Raw genomic sequence first — 24947 nt, 5'->3', positions numbered from 1 at the left:
CTCGCGTCTGGTTGGTTGAATGACCGCATGCCGACGCCTCGCTCGACAACCACTCCGGCGACGGGTGGCGAGGTCTTCGCCCTCATCCGCTCCGGGCAGGCCACGACACGGACTGAGATCGGGAACCTCACCGGTCTTTCTCGCACGGCCGTCGCGGCCCGAGTAGCGACGCTGCAAGCGTCGGGCCTCGTGGTCGAACGCGAGGAGGGCATCTCGACCGGCGGACGTCCACCGGCAAAATTGACGTTCGATGTGCGCGCCGGTGTTGTCCTGTCCGCGGCCGTCGGCCGGAGTCGCACTCAGCTGGCAATCTGCGACCTCGCCGGGGACGTGATCGTCACCGAGAATGTGGAACAGGAGATCGGCGCCAGTCCGGCCGAGTTGATGCCAGTTATCGCCCAGCGCCTCATCGCGTTGCGCGAATACCTGGGCGAGAACGCGAAACGAACGGTCGGGATCGGGGTCAGTCTCCCCGGAACCGTCGACACGCAGCGCGGGTGCAGCCTGAACTCTCCTATGATGTCGGGCTGGGACGGCGTCCCACTCCATCCGTTCCTCGCCGAGGTAACCGACGCGCCGATCCTCGTCGACAACGACGCAAACGTCATGGTCCTGGCCGAGAGGCGAGGAGACCGCCGCGACTTCGCCGACATGCTGCTGATCAAGGCGTCCACCGGTCTCGGAGCGGGCCTGGTATCCGGTGGCGTTCTCCAACGCGGCGCCCTCGGCGCCGCCGGGGAGATCGGACACACCAAAATCGCGGCTGCACAAGGGATGACATGTCGTTGCGGCGACATCGGATGTGTGGAAGCAGTGGCCGGCGGATGGGCACTGGTACGAAATCTCCAGGAACAGGGACGCGAGATCACCCACATCCGGGACCTGATCACGCTTGCTCTCGCGGGCGACGCGGAGGCCCGGCGGATGATCCGCGAGAGCGGGCGTCGCATCGGAGAAGTCCTGTCAGCAGCGGTCAATCTCCTCAACCCAGAGGTCGTTATCGTCGGCGGCGATATGGCACAGGCCTATGACACGCTGGTAGCCGGAATCCGCGAAACGCTCTATGGAAAAGCGATATCCATTGCTACCCAACAGCTTCAGATTCTCCCCTGGACACACGGGGAACTGTCCGGACTAGTCGGCAGCGCCACTATGGCACTCGACAATGTCCTCAGCGTCCGCGCTGTCGATCAGCGACTCGCGCAGCAGAAATAGGTTTCCGCCAGCCGCGGTGTCGGTCACCAAGTCGGTAGCTTGCTCCCAGAACGAGTTTGCCGACTACTTCACGCACAGCCCGGCATCGACGGTGAAGGTGACCCCGGTGACGTACCGCGCCTCGTCGCTGCCGAGAAACAGTACGGCATTGCTGACGTCGGCCGGATCGATCCACGGCACGGGCAGCATGTTGAGCGACGCGAATCCCGGTACAGCCGTGTCCTGGGACGGTTCGGGATCGTCGGGCGACATCATCTCGTACATGCCCGGATTCTGGATCATGAGGGTGTCGGTACTGCCGGGATTGATGGTGTTCACCCGAATGTTGTACTGCCCCAACTCCTTGGCCATGGTCCGCATCAAGCCGACCACTGCGTGTTTGGCGGCCGCGTAGTGCCCGGCCGTTGGCATCCCCTTGAGCCCGGCGGTCGAACTGGTGAACAGGATGGACCCACCACGGCCGGCGTCGATCATGCTCGGGACCGCGACCTTGGCCGTGTTGAACACGCCGGTCAGATTCACGTCGATCATGTCCTGCCACTGCTCGGTGGTGAGCTCCCACGATCGCCCGAAGGAGATGATGCCGGCGTTGGCGACGACGATGTCGACATGGCCGAACTGCTCGATGCCCGAATCGAAGGCCTTCTGGAGACCGGCCAGGTCGCGCACGTCGGCCTTGACGGCCACGATTTTCCTGCCGAGTGCCTCCACCTGCGCCACGGTCTCCTGGAACTCCTGATCGGTTGCAAGCGGGTAGAGCGGCGTAACCGTGTCGATGTTCCCGCAGATGTCGACCGCGATGATGTCCGCACCCTCCCCCGCCAGCCGTACCGCATGACTTCGCCCCTGCCCCCGCGCGGCACCGGTGATGAATGCAACCTTGCCCTCGACACGACCTGACATGTCGGCAAACCTCCTGAAGATGTTGTGTGGATTAGGATTTACGAGTCATTTCACGCACGCACCAGCATCGACAGGGAAGGTGACCCCGGTGACGTACCGCGCCTCGTCGCTGCACAGGAACAGCACGGCATTGCTGATGTCGGCCGGATCCATCCACGGCACGGGCAGCGTGTTGTGCGACATGAATTCCGGTATCGCCTTGTCCTGAGACGGCTCGGGTTCGTCCGGCAAGAACGCCGAGTACACGCCCAGATTCTGGAACATCGCCGTGTCCACACTGCCGGGATGGATGGTGTTCACCCGAATGTTGTACTGCCCCAGTTCCTTGGCCATGGTCCGCATCAGACCGACTACTGCGTGTTTGGCGGCCGCGTAGTGCCCCATCCCTTCCAGCCCTTTCAACCCGGCGGTCGAACTGGTGAACAGGATGGACCCACCACGACCGGCGGCGATCATGCTCGGGACCGAGACCTTGGCCGTGTTGAACACACCGGTCAGATTGACGTCGATCATGTCCTGCCACTGCTCCGTGGTGAGCTCCCACGACTGCCCGAAGGTGGCGATGCCGGCGTTGGCGACGACGATGTCGACATGGCCGAACTGCTCGATGCCCGAATCGAAGGCCTTCTGGAGACCGGCCAGGTCGCGCACGTCGGCCTTGACGGCCACGATTCGCCTGCCGAGTGCCTCCACCTGCGCCACGGTCTCTTGCAGCTCCTCATCGGTACCCAGCGAGTACGACGTAACCGTGTCGATGTTCTCGCAGATGTCGACCGCGATGATGTCCGCGCCCTCTTCCGCCAGCCGTACCGCGTGACTACGCCCCTGCCCCCGCGCGGCACCGGTGATGAATGCGACCTTGCTTTCTACACGACCAGACATGTTCAGACCTCCTGCACCCTAGAGCGCCGTGATGTCTTCGATACCGTTCGGAGGCCCGACGAGAGCGGCAGCATCCACGTCGAACTCGTATACCAATCCACAACGCGCGAGCGAATTTTCGATGCCATACCTGATCGACATTCCGGTTCCTCCGAACCGAAAGGTGTGATGTCGCACACTTTATACGAACGATCCGCAGGGGACTAGAGCAGCGCGATTTCTTCGGAGCACAGGGAACTTCAACGCCTAGTCGCTGCTTCGCCCCTTTGCCACTGAGTACACCGAACAAGCCGTTGTCCGAAGTTCGGTGTCGCCTGCATCAGCGCTGTCGCTCAACTCCTGAGCGAACAGTGCATGAGCACCCAGCAAAGAACGAGTAACCTCAAGAGAGACGCCCTAGCCACGCCGACGGGTTCTCTCGCACCCTAGGCAATCGCGCGGAGGGAGCGAGGATGCCCAGAAGGCCGGAGCTCGACGTTCAACTGTCGAGACGGCAGGCACTGCGCCTCGGCGCCGGAGTCGCGCTCCTCGGCTTCGCTGGTGCCTGCTCCATCACTGACGGCACAGCGTCCGCCGTCGAGCCCGACTCACCGCAGGCACGTGCGTTCGCCGAGGCCAAGGCCCGACAGTTCCCGCTCGGTAAACGGGTCGAATTCGACCTCCGTGCCGCCCCGGAAGAGGTCGACGTCGGAGGGGCACGCTGCGCCGCATGGCTGTACGACGGCCAGCTACCCGGGCCGATTCTGCGGGTAAATGTCGGAGACAGGGTTCGGGTTCTGTTCCGCAACCGGCTTCCGGCCGAGAGCACCGTGCATTGGCACGGCATCGCGATCCGCAACTACATGGACGGGGTGCCAGATGTCACGCAGCCCCCGATACCGGCTGGTTCAGAGTTCACCTACGACTTCATCCCGCCTGATCCGGGTACCTACTGGTACCACACACACGTCGATCTACAGCGCGGCCGCGGACTGTACGGGGCCCTGATCGTCGACGACCCGGGAGCACCGGCGGATTGGGACGCCGAGTTCGTCGTCGTGCTCTCCGACTGGCTGATCGGCCGCACGCCGCCACAGGTATTCGACGATCTTCGTAGCTCGACCACTGAAGCGACGCCCGAGATGACTTCGCCCGCTCTCGGTGGCGACGCCGGGGACGTGGTCTACCCCATGTACCTCGTGAACGGCAAACCACCCGTCGACCCGACAACCTTCATGGCGAGGCCGGGGCAGCACGTAGTGGTTCGTATCATCAACGCCAGCGACGACACCGCGTTCCGGGTCGCGCTCGGCGATCACCGCATGACGGTCACTCATACAGACGGCTTTCCCGTCGAACCGGTTGACACCGATTCGGTATTGATCGGTATGGGTGAACGGTACGACGCCACCGTAGTCATGCGGGACGGCGTCTTTCCACTGGTCGCGAAAGCGGAGGGGAAAGGAGCGCAGGCCTTCGCTCTGGTACGCACCGGCGCGGGCTGCCCGCCGAACCCTACGGTGGCGCCCGACGAACTGCGTGGCCAACCGCTCACCATCGCCGATCTCAACGCCGCCGAAGGCGCAAGACTGCCGACCAGGGAACCCGACACCACCTTGCTGGCCACACTCGGCGGGAGCATGGACCCCTACAACTGGATGATCAACGATCAGGCCTACCCCGAATACACCCCTTTGACCGTCCGAGAAGGCCAACGAGCTCGGCTGGTCTATACCAACACGACGGCGATGTATCACCCCATTCATCTGCATGGCCACACCTTCGCCGTTTCCCGGGCAGACGGATCGGGCCCCAGGAAGGACACCGTCATCGTGCTACCCGGCCAGACGCTTGCGACCGACATCGAAGCGAACAACCCGGGACAGTGGATCACTCACTGCCACAATGACTATCACCTCGCCGCCGGCATGGCGACCATCTTTTCCTACGTAAGCTGATGTCCGGGCATGTCAATCGCGAGGTTTTTCAACCTCATCGGCGCGCCACTCACTCCACCGTCCACGTCTCACGACCGGTGAGGAGTCGTTGAAGCGAGCCGTCGTCGACGGGATTTTCCTCGAGCGCAAGGTCGTTCTGCAGGCGCACCATATCGTCGTAAGTGTCCCGCACGACGCTGCGGAACACGCCGGTCACGGTATGGGTGAGGTCCTGATCCGAGAGCCGCGACAGCGCGTAGGCGTAGTCGGGATTGTCGGTGTGGGCGTCGTGAACGACGATCTCATCGCTGTCTACCTGGGCCGTCGGGACCACACGGAGACCGAATCCGGATCGGACAACGCAATATTCGCCGACGCCCCCGAACACGATCGGCTCACCGTGGGTCAGCGGAATCAATCGTTGCTCCGAACCCTCCTTGCGCAGAACATCGAAGGAACCGTCGTTGAAGATGGGGCAATCCTGGTAGATCTCCACGAACGAGGTGCCTCGGTGCTCCGCCGCCTGGCGCAGAACGTCGGTCAGACCTTTGCGATCGGTGTCCACCGCACGTGCCGCGAAGGTCGCTTCGGCGCCCAGCGCTAGTGACAGGGTGTTGAACGGATGATCCACCGACCCCAGCGGGGTCGACTTCGTGACTGTGCCCACCTCCGACGTCGGCGAATACTGCCCCTTGGTGAGGCCGTAGATCCTGTTGTTGAACAGCAGGATCGTCATATTGACATTCCGACGCAGGGCGTGGATGAGGTGGTTCCCGCCGATCGACAGCGCATCACCGTCGCCGGTGACCACCCATACCGACAGGTCCGGTCGAGTTACGGCCAGACCCGTCGCAATCGCGGGTGCGCGACCGTGAATCGAGTGCAGACCGTAAGTGTCGAGGTAGTACGGGAATCTGCTCGAACATCCGATGCCGGAAACGAACATCATGTTTTCGCGGCGAAGTCCCAACTCCGGCAGAAAGCTTCGGATTGTTGCGAGGATGACGTAGTCGCCACACCCCGGACACCAGCGGACTTCCTGCTCCGTGGCGAAATCCTTTGCTTTCTGAGGTTCGTGGGCCTTGGGCACCCTCGCACTGGCACTCAGCCCCAGATCCTTGCCGACCCTACCGATCATGCGTGTCACGCTTATTCCCCCTGCTCTGGTGCGGTCGTTCGGTAGGTTGCCGAGGCAAGCGCTTCGGAAGTCTTCGCGAGCTCGCTGCAGCTCAGGGTGCCCGCCAAAGCTGCGGCGATCACCTCGTGCAGTTCGTCGGAGAGGAAGGCCAGGCCCTGCACCTTCGTCACCGATTGCACATCCACCAGGTACTTCGAGCGGAGAATGGTCGCGAGCTGACCCAAGTTCATCTCCGGCGCAACAACGGTTCCGTAATTCCGAAGCACGTCACCGAGATTCGAGGGGAGAGGGTTGAGATTGCGCACCTGCACGTGGGCAACCTTCTTGCCCTCGCGGCGGGCTCGCCGGCACGCCTCGCCGATCGGCCCGTACGAACTGCCCCACCCGACGAGCAAGAGGTCTGCCTCTCCTGAAGGGTCGTCGACAACCACATCGGGAACGGTGATTCCCTTGATCTTCGCCTGGCGCAACCGCACCATGAGGTCATGATTGGCAGGGTCGTAGGAGATGTCCCCGCTGCCGTCCGACTTCTCGAGACCGCCTATCCGGTGCTCGAGCCCGGGTGTTCCCGGTATCGCCATCGAACGCGCGAGTGTGTCCCGGTCACGGGCATACGGGGCGAACCCCTCCCCCGCCGAGGACTCCACCTCAAACCCCGGATCGATCCGATCCAACTCGGACACCTTCGGAATCGCCCACGGTTCACTGCCGTTCGCGATCGCGCCGTCCGACAGCAACAGCACGGGCGTGCGGTAGGTGATGGCAATCCGTGCGGCCTCGACTGCGGCGTCGAAACAGTCTGCCGGTGATCGGGGTGCAATCACCGCGACCGGCGATTCACCGTTGCGTCCGTACATTGCCTGCAGCAGGTCTGACTGTTCGGTCTTCGTCGGGAGCCCGGTCGACGGCCCTCCGCGCTGGACGTCGATCACCAGCAACGGGATCTCCGTCATTACGGCCAGTCCGATCGATTCGGTCTGGAGGGCCAGCCCCGGACCGGACGTACTTGTCACGCCGAGGGCGCCGCCGATTGACGCTCCCAACGCTGCACCGATTCCTGCGATCTCGTCCTCCGCCTGGAAGGTGGTGACGCCGAGATTCCGATGCTTGCTCAGTTCGTGCAGGATGTCCGATGCGGGGGTGATCGGATACGTACCGAGAAAGACGTCCTGCGAGGCCAGTTGGCCCGCAGCCACCACCCCGTATGCCAGGGCCGTATTGCCCGTGACCTGGCGGTAGGTGCCCGGCGGCAGCTTTGCGGCCGACACCTCGTACGTGGTCGCGAGACTCTCGGTCGTCTCCCCGTAGTTCCACCCCGCCCTGAACGCAAGAAGATTGCCCTCGGCTATCTGCGGTGTCGCGGCGAACTTCGACCGTAGGAACTGCTCGATGCCTTCGGTGGGGCGGTTGTACATCCATGACAGCAAGCCCAGCGAAAACATGTTCTTCGCCCGGTCGCCGTCCTTCCGACTCAGACCTACGGGTTCCACCGCCCCGGCCGTCAACGTCCCCATCGCCACCTGATGAACCACGAAGTCCGCGAGGGAGTCGTCGTCGAGGGGATTCGAAGCATAGCCGACCTTCGACAGGTTCCTCTTGGTGAATTCGTCCGTGTTCACGATGATCGTGCCGCCACGCGGCAGATCACCGACGTTCGCCTTCAGGGCTGCCGGATTCATGGCAACCAGTACGTCCGGGCGGTCGCCGGCGGTCAGGATGTCGTAGTCCGCGATCTGGATCTGGAACGACGAGACACCGGGGAGCGTGCCTCGCGGGGCCCGAATCTCCGCGGGGAAGTTGGGCGCGGTAGCGAGGTCGTTGCCGAATGCCGCCGCTTCAGATGTGAATCGGTCGCCGGTCAACTGCATGCCGTCGCCCGAATCTCCGGCAAACCGAATGACCACCCGTTCCAGCTTGGTGGGGCCCGCAGTCTCGTTCATATGTGGACTTCGATCCCTCTCGACTCGACGTCTTCGCAGATCAGCTGCCTCTCATCCGACGATACCGGCGTTTGGGAGATTCATGGCGTATCGCGGCTTACTGCATCCAGGCGATCAGCGCCTCCGCGAGAACGTCGCCGCGATCCTCCTGCACGAAATGACCGCCGCCCTCGACGGTCTGGTGCGGTTGTCCTGCGGCGCCGTCGATCTTGTGGATGAGGGCCCGTTCGCCCCCGGCGGTGATGGGATCCTTGTCGGAGAACAGGCACAGGAACGGCTTGTCGAACTTCGCCAGTCCGACCCATGCCGCCCGGTTGTCCGGAGTGGCAACATTGTCCTCGTCCTGCGGAATGAGGTCGGGGAACGCTCGGGCACCGGCCTTGTACGAGGAGTCGGGGAACGGGGCCTCGTACGCGGCGATTTCCTCCTCGGTCAGCGGCTCCGTGCACCCGCCGGACACCAGACGGCCGATCGGCAGGTCGGGAGTGCTCGCGACGAAGTTGCGGAACATCTGCCATGCCTCAGGGAGCTTCCGGGTGCCGTCCGGAAGCCCGGTATTGGATGCGCAGACGCGGGCGAAACGCTCAGGGTGCTCACCGACCAGTCGCAGACCGATCAACCCTCCCCAATCCTGGCAGAACAGGGTGATGTCATTCAGATCGAGCGCATCGAACAGGAACGACCGCATCCACTCGACGTGGCGCGCATAGGTGTAGTCGGATACTTCGGTGGGCTTGTCGCTGCGACCGAACCCGATCAGGTCCGGGGCGATCACGCGCATGCCGGCATCGACCAGGACCGGGATCATGTGGCGGTACAGATATGACCAGCTCGGTTCTCCGTGCAGCAAGAGCACAACCGGACCGTCCTTCGGGCCCTCGTCGATATAGGCCATCCGCAGGCCGTCCGACGTGTCCGCATAGTGAGGACTCCATGGGAAACCGGGAAGGTCGGCGAAGCATTGGTCAGGGGTTCTCAACGTCTCCATCGCTCGACCCTAGCGCCAAACGCACAGCCGTAGCGCGCGAGGCGGCAGGAGAGATGGGAGTTGCCGATTCACCGTCGTCGAACGGCTTCAGATGCAAGGCTTGTCGTTATGCACAACAACAGATCTGGTGGTGATCGCTGATGTCCCGGCCGGTACGCGTTGTCATTCTCGGGGCCGGTTCGTGGGGCACGACGGTCGCAAGTCTCGCCGCCCACAACACTCCGACCCTGCTGTGGGCACGTCGACACGAGATTGCCGACGAGATCAACACCGAGCACCGCAACTCTCGCTACCTCGGCGACCGCGCGCTTGCCCCCACCATTCGCGCGACGTCCGATCTGGTCGAGGCGGCGCGGGAAGCCGATGTCCTGGTGGTCGGCGTGCCTTCGCACTCGATCCGGAGCACACTCGGCCAGATCGCCAACGAAGTGCGCGCGTGGGTGCCGGTGCTGTCCTTGGCCAAAGGACTCGAGCCGGGCACCCGATTGCGGCCCACCGAGGTGATCGCAGAGTGCCTGCCCGGCCATCCGGTCGGATTGCTCGCCGGCCCCAACATCGCGCGGGAGATCGTCGATGGGTATGCGGCGGCTTCTGTCGTCGCCACCCAAGATGTCCGGGTTGCTACCGCGCTGCAGCCGTTGTTCGCATCCGTGGTGTTCCGCGTCTACCGCAACACAGACGTGCTCGGTTGCGAACTCGGTGGAGTACTCAAGAATATCGTCGCCATCGCATCCGGAATGGCCGACGGACTGGGGGTCGGTGACAACACCCGGGCGATGGTGCTCGCTCGTGGACTGGCCGAGATGACCCGACTGGGCGAAGCGATGGGTGCGAATCCACGGACGTTCGCCGGACTCACCGGGGTCGGCGACCTGATCGCTACTTGCATGAGCCCGAGTTCACGCAACCGGCGAGTCGGTGAGGCCATCGCCCGCGGCTCGACGGTGGACGAAGCGCTTGACGCCCTCGGCCAGGTCGCCGAGGGTGTCAAGACTGCCCCTACGGTGATGGAACTGGCCCGCGATTACAACGTGGACATGCCCATCGCCGCCGAGGTCGAGGCGGTGGTCGCAGGGCGGCAGACGGCCGAGGGTGCCTATCGCGGGCTGCGAAGAGTGGCCCCGGGAAGTGAAGACGAGGTTGCCTGAGCCGAGGGCCGAACCCCGGTAGTATCAGTCTCTGGACGCTTCTAAGTTTTCTCCTAGAAACCTCGGGCAGACTCTGGACAGGAGTCATGTCCCCGGCAGGCGACATCGTCGGGGAGAATCCGTGAGAGAAGCCGACCAATGAGCTCAGTGACCTCGAACCATCCCGACGCATTTCCCCTCTCCCCTGCTCAGCGGGGTATGTGGCTGGCCCAACAGGTCGACCCGACGGTGCCGGTCTCGGTCGCCCAGTACGTCGAGATCCACGGCGCCCTGGACCGACGGTTGCTGGCGTCGGCGTGTACCCGAGCTGCATCGGAATTCGATTCGTTCTCACTGCGCATAGTCGAGGTCGACTCCCAACCACTGCAATGGGTTGACCCGAACCTCGAACTGAAGCTCGAGTACCTGGACTTCCGCGCAGAATCCGATCCCGAGGCATCGGCGCACGCCTGGATGCTCGCCGAGACCACTGCCCCGATCGACGTCCAGCGCGATCGGCTGACAATCTCCTGCCTGTTGCACGTCGGGCGCGAACACTACTTCTGGTATTCGCGGGCCCACCACATCGCCCTGGACGGTTTCGGCTCCATCAGCGCGCTTCGCCGGAGCGCCGAGATCTACACGGCCGGGATGCACGGACGGTCTCCGCCGGTCAACAGCCCACTGGGCGTTCGAGACATCCACGAACTCGAGATCGGGTACAGCCGCTCGGCGCGCCGGGAAGCCGACCGGAAGTACTGGACCGAAACTATGCGCGGGGTCGGTCATTCGTGCACGCTGGCGCGCGGCAGTGCCCCCGCCGCGGCCGGTTCCCGGGACGTCAGCGGACTGTTGCCCGATGACATCGCCGACCAGTTCGACAAGTGCGCCTCGGCTCATGACGTCAACGCGGCTACAGTCATGGTGTCTGCGGTGGCCGGGTATCTGGCGAGAATGACCGGCGAGGACGACGTCACGCTGAGCCTCCCCGTCTCGGGGCGCACAACAGCGGCGCTGCGTATGTCGAGCGGCATGGTCGCCAACATGGTCCCATTGCGGATCGCGGCCTCGGGCACATCGAGCGTAGGCGATCTCGTGTCCCGCACACGGCTTGCGATGTCCGGGGCCTTGCGACATCAGCTCTACCGTCACGAGGACATCCGAGCGGACCGGAGAGATTCGCCCACCGAACCCCGGCTGTTCGGCCCCGTGGTCAACATCATGCTCTCCCCCGAGGATCTCGAGCTCGGCTCTTTGACGACACACGTACACGTGCTCTCTTCGGGACCGATCGAGGACCTTCTGGTCAATCTCTACCGCCAGGGACCCAGCGAACCCATACACCTCGACTTCAAGGCGAACCCGCGCCTCTATTCGCAAGAGCAGCTCGAACACCATCACTTTCGATTCCTGCGATACCTCCGTCAGTTCCTCCGAGCCGATTCGGCCCACCCGATCGGCGACCTACCTGTCCTCACGACCGAAGAAGCGGCGGCGCTGGTTCCCTCCACCGGCCCTCCCGGCCACACCGGCGTCACCCTCGCCGAACTGTTGCGCCGGTCCGCAATGCAGAATCCGGATTCTGTCGCGGTCGTCTGCACGGGCCAGGAGATTACGTACCGCGAACTCGACGAACGGTCGGACCTGTTGGCTACGACTCTGATCAGCGCCGGGGTGGGGACGGACGACATTGTGGCGCTGGCATTCGGACGATCGGTCGACTACGTCTGCTCGGTCTGGGCGGTGGCGAAATCAGGGGCGGCGTTCTTGCCCGTGGATCCGAGCTACCCGAGGCCTCGCGTGCGGCACATGCTCGACGGATCCGGCGCTTCGGTCGGGTTGACCACCGAAGAGTTCTTGCCGAACCTACCGGCCACCGTCGACTGGCTGCCGGCGAGCGGATCGACTACTTCCCATCCTTCACGCTGTACACCGCGACTCGACCAGATCGCCTATCTGATTTACACATCCGGATCGATGGGCGTTCCGAAGGGAGTCGCGGTCACGCATCGCGGGATTGCCAACCTCGTTGCCGAACAGCGCGCCCGATTCGGCATCGATGGAGTGTCCAGGGTTCTGCATGCCGCGTCGCCCAGTTTCGACGCTTCCGTCTTCGAGATGTTGATGGCCTTCGGTTCCGGTGCCACCCTCGTGATCGCCCCGCCCACGGTCTACGGCGGATCGCCGCTGGCCCAGCTGGTGACCACCGAGCGCGTCACACACGCGTTCATCACCCCGTCCGTACTGACCTCGATCGAGCCGAGCGACGTCGAGGGCCTGCGCACACTGGTCGTCGGCGGTGAATCCTGTCCGCGAGACCTGTTGTCTCGATGGACTTCCCAGTGCAATGTCATCGACGCGTACGGTCCTGCCGAAAGCACCGTGATGGCAACCCTCAGCAATCCCCTGGATGCGTCGAAGCCGGTCACCATCGGCCGGCCGATTCGGGGAACGCGAGCGGTAGTACTCGACCACCGGCTGCGCCCCGTTCCCGTCGGTGTGGTCGGTGAACTCTACATCGCGGGAGCCTCACTTGCCCGGGGATATCACGGCCGAGTAGCGGACACCTCGGCTCGGTTCATCGCCGATCCGTACGGACCTTCGGGCAGCCGCATGTATCGCACCGGAGACACCGTCCGATGGACGCCCGACCATCAACTCGACTACCTCGGGCGCAGTGACGATCAGGTGAACCTTCGCGGTGTGCGCGTCGAACCCGGCGAGATCGACGCCACCCTGTGCCGACATCCGTCGGTCCGCTTCGCGGTCACCGTAGTCAGGTCGCAAGGTGCCTACTCCCAGCTGGCGTCTTACGTGGTCGGAACCGATCACGTCGACGAGGAGGAGTTGCTTGCATTCCTCGGCGCCGAACTGCCCTCGTATCTGGTCCCCGCCTCGGTGACCCCCCTCCCGGAAGTCCCCCTGACACCGTCCGGAAAGCTCGATCGTAATGCTCTTCTCGACAACGACTTCCGATCGTCGAAACGGAGATCACCGGGTAACGAACGCGAACGCATCCTGCACGACATCTACGCCGAAGTTCTCGGATCCGGTGACTTCGGGGTAGACGATTCGTTCTTCGCACTCGGCGGCGACAGCATCATGGCGATTCAGGTAGCGTCCCGCGCACGGACTGTGGGGATCTCGTTCACCCCCCGTGACGTGTTCGAGCAACGCACCGTCTCCCGCCTCTCCGGCATCGCCGATGACGCGATCGACACCCCCCTCCTCGAGGAACTTCCCGGGGGCGGGATCGGAGACATCCCGCTGACTCCGGCGGCGGCCTTTCTGCTGGACAATCTCCCCGACATCGATCGCTACGCGCAGGCCGTACAGGTGGAGTTGCCACCTGGAATCGATGCGACCGGACTGTGCGAGGTGGTCACAGCGGTACTCGAACGCCACGACGCTCTGCGCACACATCTGTTTCGACACTCGGATGGCAGGGCATTCCTCAGCGCGAGTGCATCCGGCCCGGCGGCCGCCGATCTCATTCTCCGAGTTCCCGTCAACGCACAGATCGGCGATGAGGAATTGGACGGCCGTGTTCGACATGAACTCGAAGCAGCTGCACGACGGCTGGATCCCGTTGCGGGCGTGATGTTGCAGTGCGTCTGGCTGGACGCCGGGGCGTCGGATACCTCCCGGCGCGGACGGCTTCTGCTCGTCGCGCATCACCTGGTGATCGACGGCGTCTCGTGGCGAATCCTGATCGGTGATCTCGCGGAAGCCGGGGCTCAGGTAGGGGCTCGGTCGTATCCCATCACGCTTGCCGCAGTCGGGACCTCACTGCGACGGTGGTCATACGGGCTGATCGAAGAGGCTCAGCGGCCGAACCGACGGTCCGAGTTGACATTCTGGCGCGAGGTTGTCGGTGCAGACGAGCCCCCTCTCGGCACCCGACCGCTCCATACCGAGCGCGACACCAACTCCACCGTCGACCGTGTTGCCGTGAATCTTCCTGCAACGGTCACACACTCATTGCTCATAGATGTCCCGAGGTCACTCCACTGCGAGATCGACGACGTTCTGCTCACCGCCCTTGCCCTTGCGCTGACGGAGTGGCAGCGACGTCGAGGTCGGCCCACGACCGCGCCCCTGATCCGAATCGAGGGGCACGGCCGGGAGGAATCGCTTCTGCCCGGCGCAGATCTCTCACGCACACTCGGGTGGTTCACCAGTATGTTCCCCGCGCGACTGGAGCTGTCAGGAATCGATCTGGCCGAAGCATTCGCTGGCGGACCCGCCGCGAGCAGCGCGATCAGCTCGGTCAAGGAGCAACTGAACGCCGTGCCCGACAAGGGAATCGGATACGGGCTGTTGCGGTATCTCGGTGATGACACCGCGAAGGAGTTGCGGGAGCGTCCGGACGGACAGATCAGCTTCAACTATCTCGGACGACTCGATGCCGCTGTTACGGACGGTGACTGGCGCCCCGTGCTGGACGACCTTGCTGTCTTCTCGTGGACCGACCCGTCGATGCCCGTGACCGCGCTGATCGACGTCACCGCATTCGCGTCGGCCGGCGCCCTTGACACAACGTTCGCGTTCGCCGCCGACGCAATCTCCGGCGAGGACGTACGCGATCTGGCTGATCTGTGGGTGCAAGCGCTGACCGCTCTCACGAAGCGGACTCTGAGTCCACCCCCGGGTGGGCTGAGCCCGTCGGATCTACCGCTCGTCTCCGTCGACCGGCGCGACATCGAGAAGTGGGAAAGGCGCCACTCCGACCTGCTCGAAGTGTGGCCGTTGACTCCGTTGCAAGCAGGTCTCCTCTACCACGCAGCGCTCACCGGTAACGATCCCGATCCGTATGTGATTCAGGTGATCCTGAGCCTGTCGGGGAAGGTCGATCCCGAGCGCCTGCGCCGCAGTTGCTCGGCCGTCCTTGCAGCGCACGCGAATCTGCGAACCGCGTTCGTACGTGACCGTCGGGGCGTCCCGGTTCAACTCGTACTCGACGACCCACCTCTTCGATGGCGACACGAGGACTTGTCTGGCCCCGATGCGGATGCCGCCGCCGAGCAGATTCTGCTCGAGGACCGCACCACCGCCTTCGACCTCGCCGCTCCCCCACTGCTTCGATTCACACTGCTCACGTGTGATCGAGGTCGCGTCGAACTCGCAATCACGAGCCATCATCTCGCGCTGGACGGCTGGTCGATTCCGGTTCTGGTGCGCGAAATGTTCACCGTGTATCGGGGCGGTCGAGCACCGAGGGAGTCGCCCTCGTCGAGCCCGTACCGCGACTTCCTGGTGTGGCTCTCGACAAGGGACACGGCCGAGTCGGCGAGGGTTTGGGCTGAGGCACTCGACGGTATCACCGCACCCGTGCCACCGACACAGAACACCGGGCACATATCCGAGGCCGAATTGGAACTGAATGCGGAGACCACCCGGACGCTGGCCGCACACGCGGCAGATCTCGGAGTCACGCTGAGCACCCTCGTCCAGTTGGCCTGGGGAATCGTACTCGGACACGCGACCGGAAGGGACGAAGTCGTCATCGGCGCAACCGTCTCCGGCCGACCGGCGGAACTCACCGGCGTCGAATCGGCGGTCGGGCTGTTCGTCAATACCGTCCCTGTCCGGATTCCGCTCGACCTCGATGTCGACGCGGCGACACTGCTCACCCGACTGCAGGCTCACCACGTCGAACTCCTCGATCACCACTATCTGGGTCTCACAGAGATCCAGAAGGCAGTCGGTGTGGCACCGCTCTTCGACACCTTGGTCGCGTTCGAGTCCTACCCCGTCGGCCGGATCGGGTCGACTGTCGCGGCGGACGGACTCGTACTGAAAGGAGTCCGTGCACATGATGCCTCGCACTACTCCGTGACGCTCTCGGCGCAAAACTATGAAACGCTTCGGCTCACCGCCAAATACCGGACGGGCGAGTACAACGGGGCCGCACTGCTCTCGCGCATGGGGTGCATACTCGAAGGCATCGGGCGGGATCCGCACACTCCGATCGGTGCTCTCGACCTGCTCGGCGCCGAGGAACGGGAACGAGTCCTGCGTGCGTGGAATGCGACAGATACGCCGGTTCCCCACGATACCCTGCCCGATCTGTACTCCGCCCAAGTGCGCCGCACGCCCACGGCCACCGCAGTGGTATCGGGTACGGAACGACTCACGTATGCCGAGTTCGATTCGCGGGTCAACCGGCTTGCGCGGTACCTGGTAACGAAAGGTGTCGGACCGGAAACCGTTGTCGGTGTGTCGATTCCCCGATCCTTGCCCCTTCTCGTTGCGCTGTACGCGGTAATGAAGGCGGGTGGCGCTTATCTTCCTGTCGATGCCGAGCATCCTCTCGGCCGCACCTCCCAGGTGGTCGACACCGTCCATCCTGCGCTGCTCCTGGTGTCCGGCGCCGAGCAACGAACCACGCCCGAGGGTGTGCCCATCGTGGACCTCGACGCTCTGGACGTGGCCGGCTTCGAATCGGATCCCATCACCGATGCCGACAGACGCTCGCCGTTGCGTCCCGCGAATGCCGCGTACGTTCTATTCACGTCCGGATCCACCGGAAGACCCAAGTGCGTCACGGTGACCCACGAAATGATGGTGAACCAGTTTCGCTGGGCCCAGAAGCAGATCCCGCTCGACTCCTCCGACGTGGTGCTCCACAAGACACCGCTGACATTCGATATCTCTGCATGGGAACTGTTCTGGCCGTTGGAGACCGGGTCGAAGGTAGTGGTCGCCGAACCCGATGATCATCGCGATCCCCGCTGTCTCGCAAGCATCGTCGAGCAAGAGGCGATCACAACACTTCATGTCGTGCCGTCCCTGCTCGACGCGTATATCGAGCAATGTGGGCGGGGCACGCCGGCAACGCTGCGCCGTGTGATCTCGGCGGGGGAGCTTCTGACCACGGCGACGGCAGCCGGATTCCGCGACATCAGCCACGCGGACCTCCACAACTGGTACGGGCCGTGCGAGGTTGCCGCATCGACCGCGGAGACGTTCGGCGCCGCGGACCTCGGCGACGCCGTCCCCATAGGTAGACCCGTCGACAACATACGTACGTATGTTCTCGACACCCGATTACGCCCAGTGCCCGCTGGGGTCACAGGCGAGTTGTATCTCGCCAGTGCATATGTGGCGCGATGCTACTCCGGGCGATCGGACCTCACTGCGGTCAGTTTCGTCGCCGATCCCTTCGGCGGAAAGGGCGGGCGAATGTATCGCACCGGCGACTCGGTGCGGTGGGACGACGAGGGCCGACTCCACTACATCGGACGGGTCGACTTTCAGATCAAGAGTCGCGGCCAGCGAATCGAACCCGGCGAAATCGAGACGGCGCTGAAGTCCGACCCCGCGGTGAGAGAGGCTGCGGTGAAGGTCAATCGAGATCTACGGACGGGAGAGCGACTGATCGCCTACATAGTTCCCGCCGATGGTCTGACTGTTGATGCCGAGGAGATCACCGAGCGGCTCGCGGACGTGCTTCCGGCCTATATGATTCCCTCGGTAATCGTCCACCTCGCCGCTCTGCCCCTCACGAGCAGCGGGAAGCTCGACCGCGCATCCCTACCGGAACCGCCCCCATTGCGAGGTGAAACCGGTTCTGTCATTCGCCCAGTCGAGGACGTCATCGCATTCGTATTCGCCGAGGTAACCGGCACACCCCACGTAGGTAGAGACGTGAACTTCTTCGCGGCGGGGGGCAACTCTTTGACCGCCTCGCAGGCTGTCGCCCGTCTCGGATCAGCGTTGGGGGTCTCACTCGGGATTCGCGAGCTTTTCGATCATCCCACCGTGGCGGGTCTGTCCGAGTACCTCGCCGTGCGAGGACGCGGCACAGAATCGATACCTCTCGTGGCTCGCGCTCCGGCCGCCTACGTTCCACTGTCGTCAGCACAACGGCAACTGTGGTTCCTGAACCGCCTCGACGGCTACGCGACCGTTGACAACATTCCGGTCGTGTTGTCCCTGAAGGGTGCACTCGACGAATTGGCGCTGTGCGCGGCGGTGAATGACGTGATCGAGCGTCACGAACCCCTGCGCACCGTTTATCCCGAGTGTGACGGGATTCCGTACCAACACATTCTTCCCGCGTCTGCTGTACCGCCGTGCCGGATCAGGAAGACGGTGGACCCCGCAGGACTGGTACACGAACTGCATTCGACGGAATTCGACCTCACCGTCGAACCCCCGATCGTCACGGCGCTCCTCGCAATCGGTGAGGGCGAGTGGGTACTGGTCGTGGTCATGCATCACATCTGTGTCGATGGTTTCTCGCTCAGTCCTCTTGTGCGAGATATTCTGGCAGCATACAAATCTCGGACAGCCGGTACCACGCCTGCCTGGGCTCCGCTGCCCGTTCGATATGCCGACTACGCACGGTGGCAGCAAGAACTACCCGGTCGACAGGGAGGCGCGGCGCTCTCGTATTGGACGCAGGCTCTGTCCGGCCTACCCGAAGTGTTGCCGCTTCCCTTCGACCGCACCCGCCCTCCTGTTGCGACCCACCGCGGCGCCGACGTGATATTCACGCTAGACGCGTACAGCCACCAACGGATTCGTGAACTCGCACTTTCACTCGACGCAACTCCGTTCATGGTGGTGCATGCGGCACTGGCGGTTCTTGCAACCAGGCTCAGCGGTGTCCACGACATCGCCGTCGGCACTCCGATTTCCGGACGTGGACCGCGAAAGCTCGACGATCTCGTAGGCATGTTCGTCAACACTCTCGTGCTGCGAACCGACACCCCTCTGCATACATCCTTCACCGAGGTCGTCGCCCACGTACGCAACGTCGACCTCGCCTCGTACTCCCATGCTGACGTTGCCTTCGAGGATGTGGTGGAGGCGCTTTCGCCAACTCGTTCCCGCAGCCACAACCCACTGTTCCAGCTGGCGCTGGCTTTCCACAACCCGGTCCCGATCGCGATCGACTTTCCGGACGTGTCCGCAAGAATCGTCGAGGTCGCCACCCGCACATCGAAGTTCGACCTTCAGTTGACGGTGACCGAGTCCTTCGACTCTGCGGGTGACCCAGGCACACTGTCCTGCGTCTTCACCTACGCCACCGACCTTTTCGACGAGGTGACGGTGACTGGCTTCGCGGATCGGTTCCAGCGAATCCTCGCGGCCGTATTCGAAGATCCCGCCGCAGTGATCGGTGACATAGAGCTGCTCGGCCGTGAAGAGCGAGAGGTCGAGGTCGGGCACCCAGGTCCACCGTCACTGCCACCACGAACGCTGCCCGAGTTGTTGTCGGAGGCCGTCCGACGAGACCCGGACGCGTTGGCGTTGAGAGCGGAGGGCCGGTCTGTCACCTACCGCGAACTCGACTTCGAGTCAAATCAACTTGCTCGCGCACTGATTCAGCGTGGAATCGGCCCGGAATCGGTTGTGGCCCTGGGCCTACCTCGTTCGATACTGTCGGTCCTCTCGATATGGGCCGTCACAAAGACCGGGGCTGCGTTCGTGCCCGTAGATCCCCACTACCCTGTACCCCGCATCGCGTACCTTCTCGAAGACTCCGACGCCGTCCTCGGGCTGACCACTCAGGCGGATCGCGAGGTGATGCCGAACGCGGTCGACTGGATCATGCTCGACGACCCGGGCTTCCGTACCGAGTGCCGCGGCTACTCGTCGGCGGAGATAACCGATTCCGATCGTGTGCAACGACTGCACACCCAGAATCCGGCGTACGTGATCTACACGTCGGGTTCGACCGGCAGGCCCAAGGGTGTCGTGGCGACACACGCAGGTCTCGCCAATCTCACTACAGAGCAGCGTGAGCGATACTCTGTGACGGCGTCCTCACGCATATTGCTCGCATCGTCCCCCAGTTTCGACGGGACGATGCTCGAACTGCTCATGGCGCTCGGCGCGGGTGCCTGCGCGGTGCTTACGCCACCGACGGTCTACGGCCACGATCAACTCGCAGATGTACTCGTAGCCGAACGGGTTAGCCACATGTTCACCACCCCGACGGTACTGTCCACGATCGACCCGGCCGGACTGCACGCACTACTAGTCGTCGTCGGCGGCGAACCCTGCCCCCCGCGCCTCGTTGCCGACTGGGTCGCGCAGGAACATATCTCATTGTTCATCGCTTACGGGCCGACCGAAACCACCATAGTTACGAGCATCAGTGATTCGATGGCGCCCGGCGAGGTCGTCACGATCGGCCGTCCGGTGCGCGGTTCCGCGATCCTGTTGCTCGATTCGCGCCTGCACCCTGTTCCGCCGGGTGTTGCGGGCGAACTCTACATTCGTGGTCCGGGTGTTGCGCGAGGCTACCACCACAAGTCGGGGCTGACGGGGGAACGTTTCGTGGCTTGCCCATTCGGGGCGGCCGGCGAACGTATCTACCGGACCGGCGATGTCGGGCGGCGGCGACCTGACGGCTCGATCGAGTACCTGTATCGCAACGACGCGCAGGTCGAACTGCGCGGAGTCCGGATCGAACTCGGCGAAATCGACGCGACCCTCCTCGAGCATCCGAGCGTGAAGTTCGCCGCAACTGATTTGCGCGTGCTCCACAACGGTGCTGACGCACTAGTGTCCTATGTCGTTCCGGCACAAGATGCAAACATTGATCCAGAGCAGATCATCCGATACGTGGCCGCGTATCTGCCGACGCCACTCGTTCCCACGACCGTGGTCGTCGTGGACACCGTGCCGCTGACCGGGAACGGGAAACTCGATCGCGCGGCCCTTCCCGACCCTGAGCCCGCCGCGGTCCGTTTCCACGCCCCCCGCACGCCCACCGAACAGGTAGTGGCGACGGTGTTCGCCCAGGTGATCGGTGCCGAACTGGTGGGGCGGGACGACAATTTCTTCTCTCTCGGCGGTACCTCTTTGTCCGCCACACGTGCCGTCTCGCGAATCGGTGCGGCACTGGGAACCACCGTGCCGGTGCGCACCCTGTTCGACGCCCCTACCGTGTCCACGCTCGCTGCGGTCGTCGCAGATCGAGCTCCGGGCACGGCCCCGGTAGCCCTGACCGTCCGTCCCCGGCCTACGCGTATCCCGCTCTCTCCCGCTCAACAACGTCTATGGTTCCTTGCTCGCCTCGCCCCCCGATCACCCGACTACAACATCTCTCTGGCACTGAGGCTTTCGGGGTCACTGGATGTGGCCGCCCTTGGCGCAGCGCTCGGGGACGTGGTGCGCCGTCACGAGCCATTGCGCACCCGATACCCCGAGCATGACGGTGTCGCCTATCAGCAAATCATCCCGGCACCGAGGGCGGTGCCGCGGCTCACACCGATTCCCGTATCCCATGATGAGCTCGCTGCACGAGTGACGGCTTGTGCGACTACTGGATTCATGCTCAGCGACGAGCTTCCGATACGCGCCCGACTCTTCGCCCTGTCTCGTTCCGAGTGGGTGTTGGCCGTGACCGTCCATCACATCAGCGCGGACGGCTATTCGATGGGCATACTGGCTGGCGACCTCATGCAGGCATACTCCGCGCGACTGTCCGGACAGGCGCCACACTGGCAGCCGCTACCCGTCCAGTACACGGACTACACGCTGTGGCAACACGACTTCCTCGGTGAACGAGAAGATTCCGATTCGGTTGTTACACAGCAGCTGTCGTACTGGAAGAAGATGCTGGACGGGGCACCGGAACAACTATGGCTTCCGACCGACAGACCGCGCCCCGCCGTTGCGTCGCACCGCGGCGGCAACGTCGAATCAACTCTCGACGACGATCTCTGCCGTGCGATCGAACGCACGGCAGCGGCGAACTCGGTCACCGCGTTCATGGTCGTGCACGCCGCATTCGCGGCTCTACTGGCGAAGCTCAGCGGATCGAGCGACATCGTGATCGGTACACCTGTCGCCGGACGAGGAGACCAAGCCCTCGACGAACTGGTCGGCATGTTCGTCAACAACCTTGCTCTGCGCACCGAAGTTGCTCCCGCGGAACGCTTCAGCAGCCTGCTCGCCCGGGTCTGCGAAACCGATCTCGATGCGTTCGCGCACTCCACCGTCCCCTTCGAAACCGTGGTCGAGGTACTCGACCCTGCGCGCTCCCGCGCACGTAATCCCCTGTTCCAGGTTGCCCTGGCCTTCCAGAACCTCGACCACACCCAGCTCACTCTGCCCGCTCTCGAGGTCCGCGAGCTATCCCCGTCCATCAGGTCAGCAAGGGTCGACCTCCAACTCACCGTGATCGTCGGACCGCACCCGCCGGCGGAGCGAGCCGGAATGTCCCTCGTGTTCACCTATGCGACCGATTTGTTCGACCATGACACTGTCGCGGCGATCGCCGACCGTTTCGTTTCGACCCTGAGCGAGGCTGTCGCACAACCTGATTTGCCCGTTGGAGATCTGGCCGTCCTCGAACGGATCGCTCCACCTGCGGTGGAAGCTCCCACCGGCCTGACGCTCGTCGATCTGTTCGACCGGCAGGTCGCCGAGTCGCCGGAGGCGACAGCAGTCGTGCAGGGCGGGCGCGAACTCACGTACCGCGAACTCGACGTGGCCGTCAATCGTCTGGCCCGCCATCTCATCGGCCTCGGCATCGGGCCGGAATCCATCGTGGGACTCGCCGTCCGCCACAGCGTTGATCTCCTCATCGGGATGTATGCCGTGGCGAAAACCGGTGCGGCGTACATGCCGATGGATCCGGAGCATCCGGCGTCTCGCAATGCCGAGATGATCCGGTCCTCGGGCACGCGCATCGTCCTCACCACAGAGCGCGACCGCCACGATGTCTTCGATGCCCTGCCCGAGAGTGTCCGTCTCGTCGTCCTCGACCGCGCTGATGTGTCCGTTGTCGATTCGTCTCCGGTCACCGATGCCGACCGGATCGCACCACTGCGGGCACAGAACCCCGTCTACGTAATCCACACGTCGGGATCGACGGGTACACCGAAAGGCGTGGTGGTGACTCATGCGTCCGTCGTGAACTTTCTGGACTGGCGGCAGCACGCCGACCCGATCGGCACGCAGGACACGGTGCTGATGAAGTTGCAGTCCACGTTCGACGCCTCGGTGCGTGAGCTCTGGTGGCCGGTCGTCGCGGGTGCGCGGTTGGTGATCGCACCGGCGGGCAGCCGGCGCGATCCGCGGCGCCTCGCCGAATTGATCGAACGGCATCGGGTGAGTGTGGGGTACTTCCTCCCACTCATGCTCGCCGAGATCCTGGCGGTTCCCGATGCCGATCTCGGGTCGCTGCGACAGCTGTCGTGTGGCGGCGAGACGCTGCCTCGGGACACCGCCCACGCCTTCCACACACGGTGTCCGGATGCGGTGCTGTACAACGAATACGGTCCGACCGAATCAACTGTGGCTGTCACACGCTGCATCGTCGACACCAGTGAGGGGGCCGTCCCGATCGGCTTGCCTGCTCCCGGCGTCGGTGTGCTCGTTCTGGATACGCGACTACACTCTTCCCCGGTCGGCGTTCCTGGTGAGCTGTATCTCGCGGGGGCGCAGCTCGCACGCGGTTACCTGGGACAACCCAGTACGACCGCCGCCCGGTTCGTTGCCAATCCATGGGGTTCGTCCGGTGAACGGATGTATCGGACGGGCGATGTGGTGAGTCGGCGAAATGACGGAACCCTCGTCTACCTCGGCCGAAATGACCTCCAGGTGAAAATTCGCGGCCAACGCGTCGAACTCGAGGAAGTCGAAGTGGCGATGCGAGCTCACCGCGATGTCGCTCAATCCGCAGCCGCCGTGCACCAATCCCCTTCTGCCGGAACCCGTCTGGTCGGGTATGTGGTCCCCTGCCCAGACGTAGAGATCGACACCCGACTGTTGTCGGCGGAACTGGCTCGGAGTCTTCCTCAATACATGGTGCCCAACCAGATCGCAGTGGTCGACGCGCTGCCGTCGACACCCCACGGCAAGCTTGATCGGCGAGCACTGCCCGATCCCGGTATTGCGCGGACCCAGCCATTTCGGCCTCCCATCACGCGTATCGAGAAAATGGTCACGTCCGTGTTCGAGGAGATTCTCGGTACGAGTCCGGTCGGGTTGGACGACAGCTTCTTCGAATTGGGGGGCAACTCGTTGTCCGCAGTCAGGGCCGCATCACGACTGCACGCCATGACGAGTGTCGAGGTCCGGCTCGAATGGTTCTTCGACGATCCGACGGCAGAAGCAATCGCGTCCAGGATGTCGTCCAGTGACGCGCAGGCTCCCGAAGCCGCTTCCGCGCTCGACATACTGTTGCCTCTGAGCCGAGGCGACGATCGAGAACCCCTGTTCTGCATACATCCTGCGATCGGATTGTCTTGGTGCTATTCGGGACTCCATACCCACCTCGATCCAGGTAGACCCGTCTACGGTGTGCAGTCGCCGGCCTTGACCGTGCCCGGCGCACGATTCACTTCGATCACCGACCGTGCCCACCGGTACGTCGAGGAGATTCGACGAGTACAGCCGCAGGGGCCCTACCATCTGCTCGGGTACTCGGTGGGTGGCGTAATTGCCCACGCAATGGCCGTCGAGTTGCGGTCGCTCGGTGAAGAAGTGGGCATGCTCTCGATGATCGACAGTTACGCCACCGCGCAACGAGAAGATCCGCTGCCGTCGGCGCTGGAGTTGCTGGCGGAGTTCGACGGCGACCTCGCCCAGCACCTCGGTCCGGAGCACCTGACGCGGCTGTACGAAGACTATGTCGACGTCATAGAAGCCGCTGCCGGCTTCGCGCCGGAGCGGTTCGATGGCGGATTGCTTTTCTTCAGCGCGGCCCGGGACGAATCCCAACCCGTCGCGGCGAGCGAGACGTGGCGGCAGTGGATCGGCGGGGAGTTGATCAACCACACCCTCGAGTACCCGCATCGCCACATGACGGACCCGGAGGCCCTCGCGGTCCTCGGACCCGTCTTGGCTTCCGCGCTCGTCAGCCGATAG

Annotated in this window: 10 protein-coding genes; 4 read left to right on the top strand and 6 right to left on the bottom strand. The window is 63.8% G+C overall.

The features are described from left to right. The first annotated feature begins 27 nt into the window (after positions 1-27). The gene (locus tag BFN03_RS00200; protein WP_070377311.1) at positions 28-1215 is read left to right on the top strand and encodes an ROK family transcriptional regulator; all 1188 of its coding nucleotides are present in this window, start codon (positions 28-30) and stop codon (positions 1213-1215) included. A gap of 63 nt (positions 1216-1278) precedes the next feature. On the opposite strand, the gene BFN03_RS00195 is transcribed toward BFN03_RS00200, so the two are convergent. The 3 genes from BFN03_RS00195 to BFN03_RS20885 are packed head-to-tail and all read right to left on the bottom strand — an operon-like array spanning position 1279 to position 3141. Further along, the gene (locus tag BFN03_RS00195; RefSeq protein ID WP_070377310.1) at positions 1279-2118 is read right to left on the bottom strand and encodes a mycofactocin-coupled SDR family oxidoreductase; all 840 of its coding nucleotides are present in this window, start codon (positions 2116-2118) and stop codon (positions 1279-1281) included. Positions 2119-2163: 45 nt separating this feature from the next. After that, positions 2164-3000, bottom strand: a complete 837-nt coding sequence (locus tag BFN03_RS00190) for a mycofactocin-coupled SDR family oxidoreductase (RefSeq protein ID WP_070377309.1) — start codon at positions 2998-3000, stop codon at positions 2164-2166. Between the two features lie 18 nt (positions 3001-3018). Continuing rightward, the gene (locus BFN03_RS20885) at positions 3019-3141 is read right to left on the bottom strand and encodes a hypothetical protein (protein WP_269748457.1); all 123 of its coding nucleotides are present in this window, start codon (positions 3139-3141) and stop codon (positions 3019-3021) included. Between the two features lie 311 nt (positions 3142-3452). On the opposite strand from BFN03_RS20885, the gene BFN03_RS00185 reads away from it, so the two are divergent. Next, on the top strand, positions 3453-4937 hold the full coding sequence (locus tag BFN03_RS00185) for a multicopper oxidase family protein (protein WP_070377308.1): 1485 nt from the start codon (positions 3453-3455) through the stop codon (positions 4935-4937). A gap of 49 nt (positions 4938-4986) precedes the next feature. Here the strand turns inward: BFN03_RS00185 and BFN03_RS00180 are convergent, their stop codons facing one another. The 3 genes from BFN03_RS00180 to BFN03_RS00170 all read right to left on the bottom strand — a co-directional run bounded on the left by BFN03_RS00180 (position 4987) and on the right by BFN03_RS00170 (position 8982). Beyond that, positions 4987-6054, bottom strand: coding sequence for a 2-oxoacid:ferredoxin oxidoreductase subunit beta (locus BFN03_RS00180; protein WP_084385715.1), 1068 nt, complete (start codon positions 6052-6054; stop codon positions 4987-4989). A gap of 11 nt (positions 6055-6065) precedes the next feature. After that, the gene (locus BFN03_RS00175; RefSeq protein ID WP_070377306.1) at positions 6066-7994 is read right to left on the bottom strand and encodes a 2-oxoacid:acceptor oxidoreductase subunit alpha; all 1929 of its coding nucleotides are present in this window, start codon (positions 7992-7994) and stop codon (positions 6066-6068) included. 97 nt (positions 7995-8091) lie between these two features. Further along, positions 8092-8982, bottom strand: coding sequence for a haloalkane dehalogenase (locus BFN03_RS00170; RefSeq protein ID WP_070377305.1), 891 nt, complete (start codon positions 8980-8982; stop codon positions 8092-8094). 140 nt (positions 8983-9122) lie between these two features. On the opposite strand from BFN03_RS00170, the gene BFN03_RS00165 reads away from it, so the two are divergent. Next, complete coding sequence (locus BFN03_RS00165) at positions 9123-10130, top strand: NAD(P)H-dependent glycerol-3-phosphate dehydrogenase (RefSeq protein ID WP_070377304.1); 1008 nt, start codon at positions 9123-9125, stop codon at positions 10128-10130. Positions 10131-10268: 138 nt separating this feature from the next. Continuing rightward, entirely contained in the window at positions 10269-24947 is a 14679-nt protein-coding gene (locus BFN03_RS00160) for a non-ribosomal peptide synthetase (RefSeq protein WP_084385444.1), read from the top strand.

It is taken from the genome of Rhodococcus sp. WMMA185 (assembly GCF_001767395.1).
In the GTDB taxonomy this organism is placed as follows: domain Bacteria; phylum Actinomycetota; class Actinomycetes; order Mycobacteriales; family Mycobacteriaceae; genus Rhodococcus_F.
Note: the sequence above shows the minus strand (reverse complement) of the source record. Positions and strands in the feature narration are given on the sequence as shown.

Coding starts and splice junctions, on each gene's coding strand:
- BFN03_RS00160 (WP_084385444.1), top strand. CDS start 10,269: ATGAGCTCAGTGACCTCGAACCATCCCGACGCATTTCCCCTCTCCCCT.
- BFN03_RS00200 (WP_070377311.1), top strand. CDS start 28: ATGCCGACGCCTCGCTCGACAACCACTCCGGCGACGGGTGGCGAGGTC.
- BFN03_RS00175 (WP_070377306.1), bottom strand. CDS start 7,994: ATGAACGAGACTGCGGGCCCCACCAAGCTGGAACGGGTGGTCATTCGG.
- BFN03_RS20885 (WP_269748457.1), bottom strand. CDS start 3,141: ATGTCGATCAGGTATGGCATCGAAAATTCGCTCGCGCGTTGTGGATTG.
- BFN03_RS00195 (WP_070377310.1), bottom strand. CDS start 2,118: ATGTCAGGTCGTGTCGAGGGCAAGGTTGCATTCATCACCGGTGCCGCG.
- BFN03_RS00185 (WP_070377308.1), top strand. CDS start 3,453: ATGCCCAGAAGGCCGGAGCTCGACGTTCAACTGTCGAGACGGCAGGCA.
- BFN03_RS00190 (WP_070377309.1), bottom strand. CDS start 3,000: ATGTCTGGTCGTGTAGAAAGCAAGGTCGCATTCATCACCGGTGCCGCG.
- BFN03_RS00180 (WP_084385715.1), bottom strand. CDS start 6,054: ATGATCGGTAGGGTCGGCAAGGATCTGGGGCTGAGTGCCAGTGCGAGG.
- BFN03_RS00170 (WP_070377305.1), bottom strand. CDS start 8,982: ATGGAGACGTTGAGAACCCCTGACCAATGCTTCGCCGACCTTCCCGGT.
- BFN03_RS00165 (WP_070377304.1), top strand. CDS start 9,123: ATGTCCCGGCCGGTACGCGTTGTCATTCTCGGGGCCGGTTCGTGGGGC.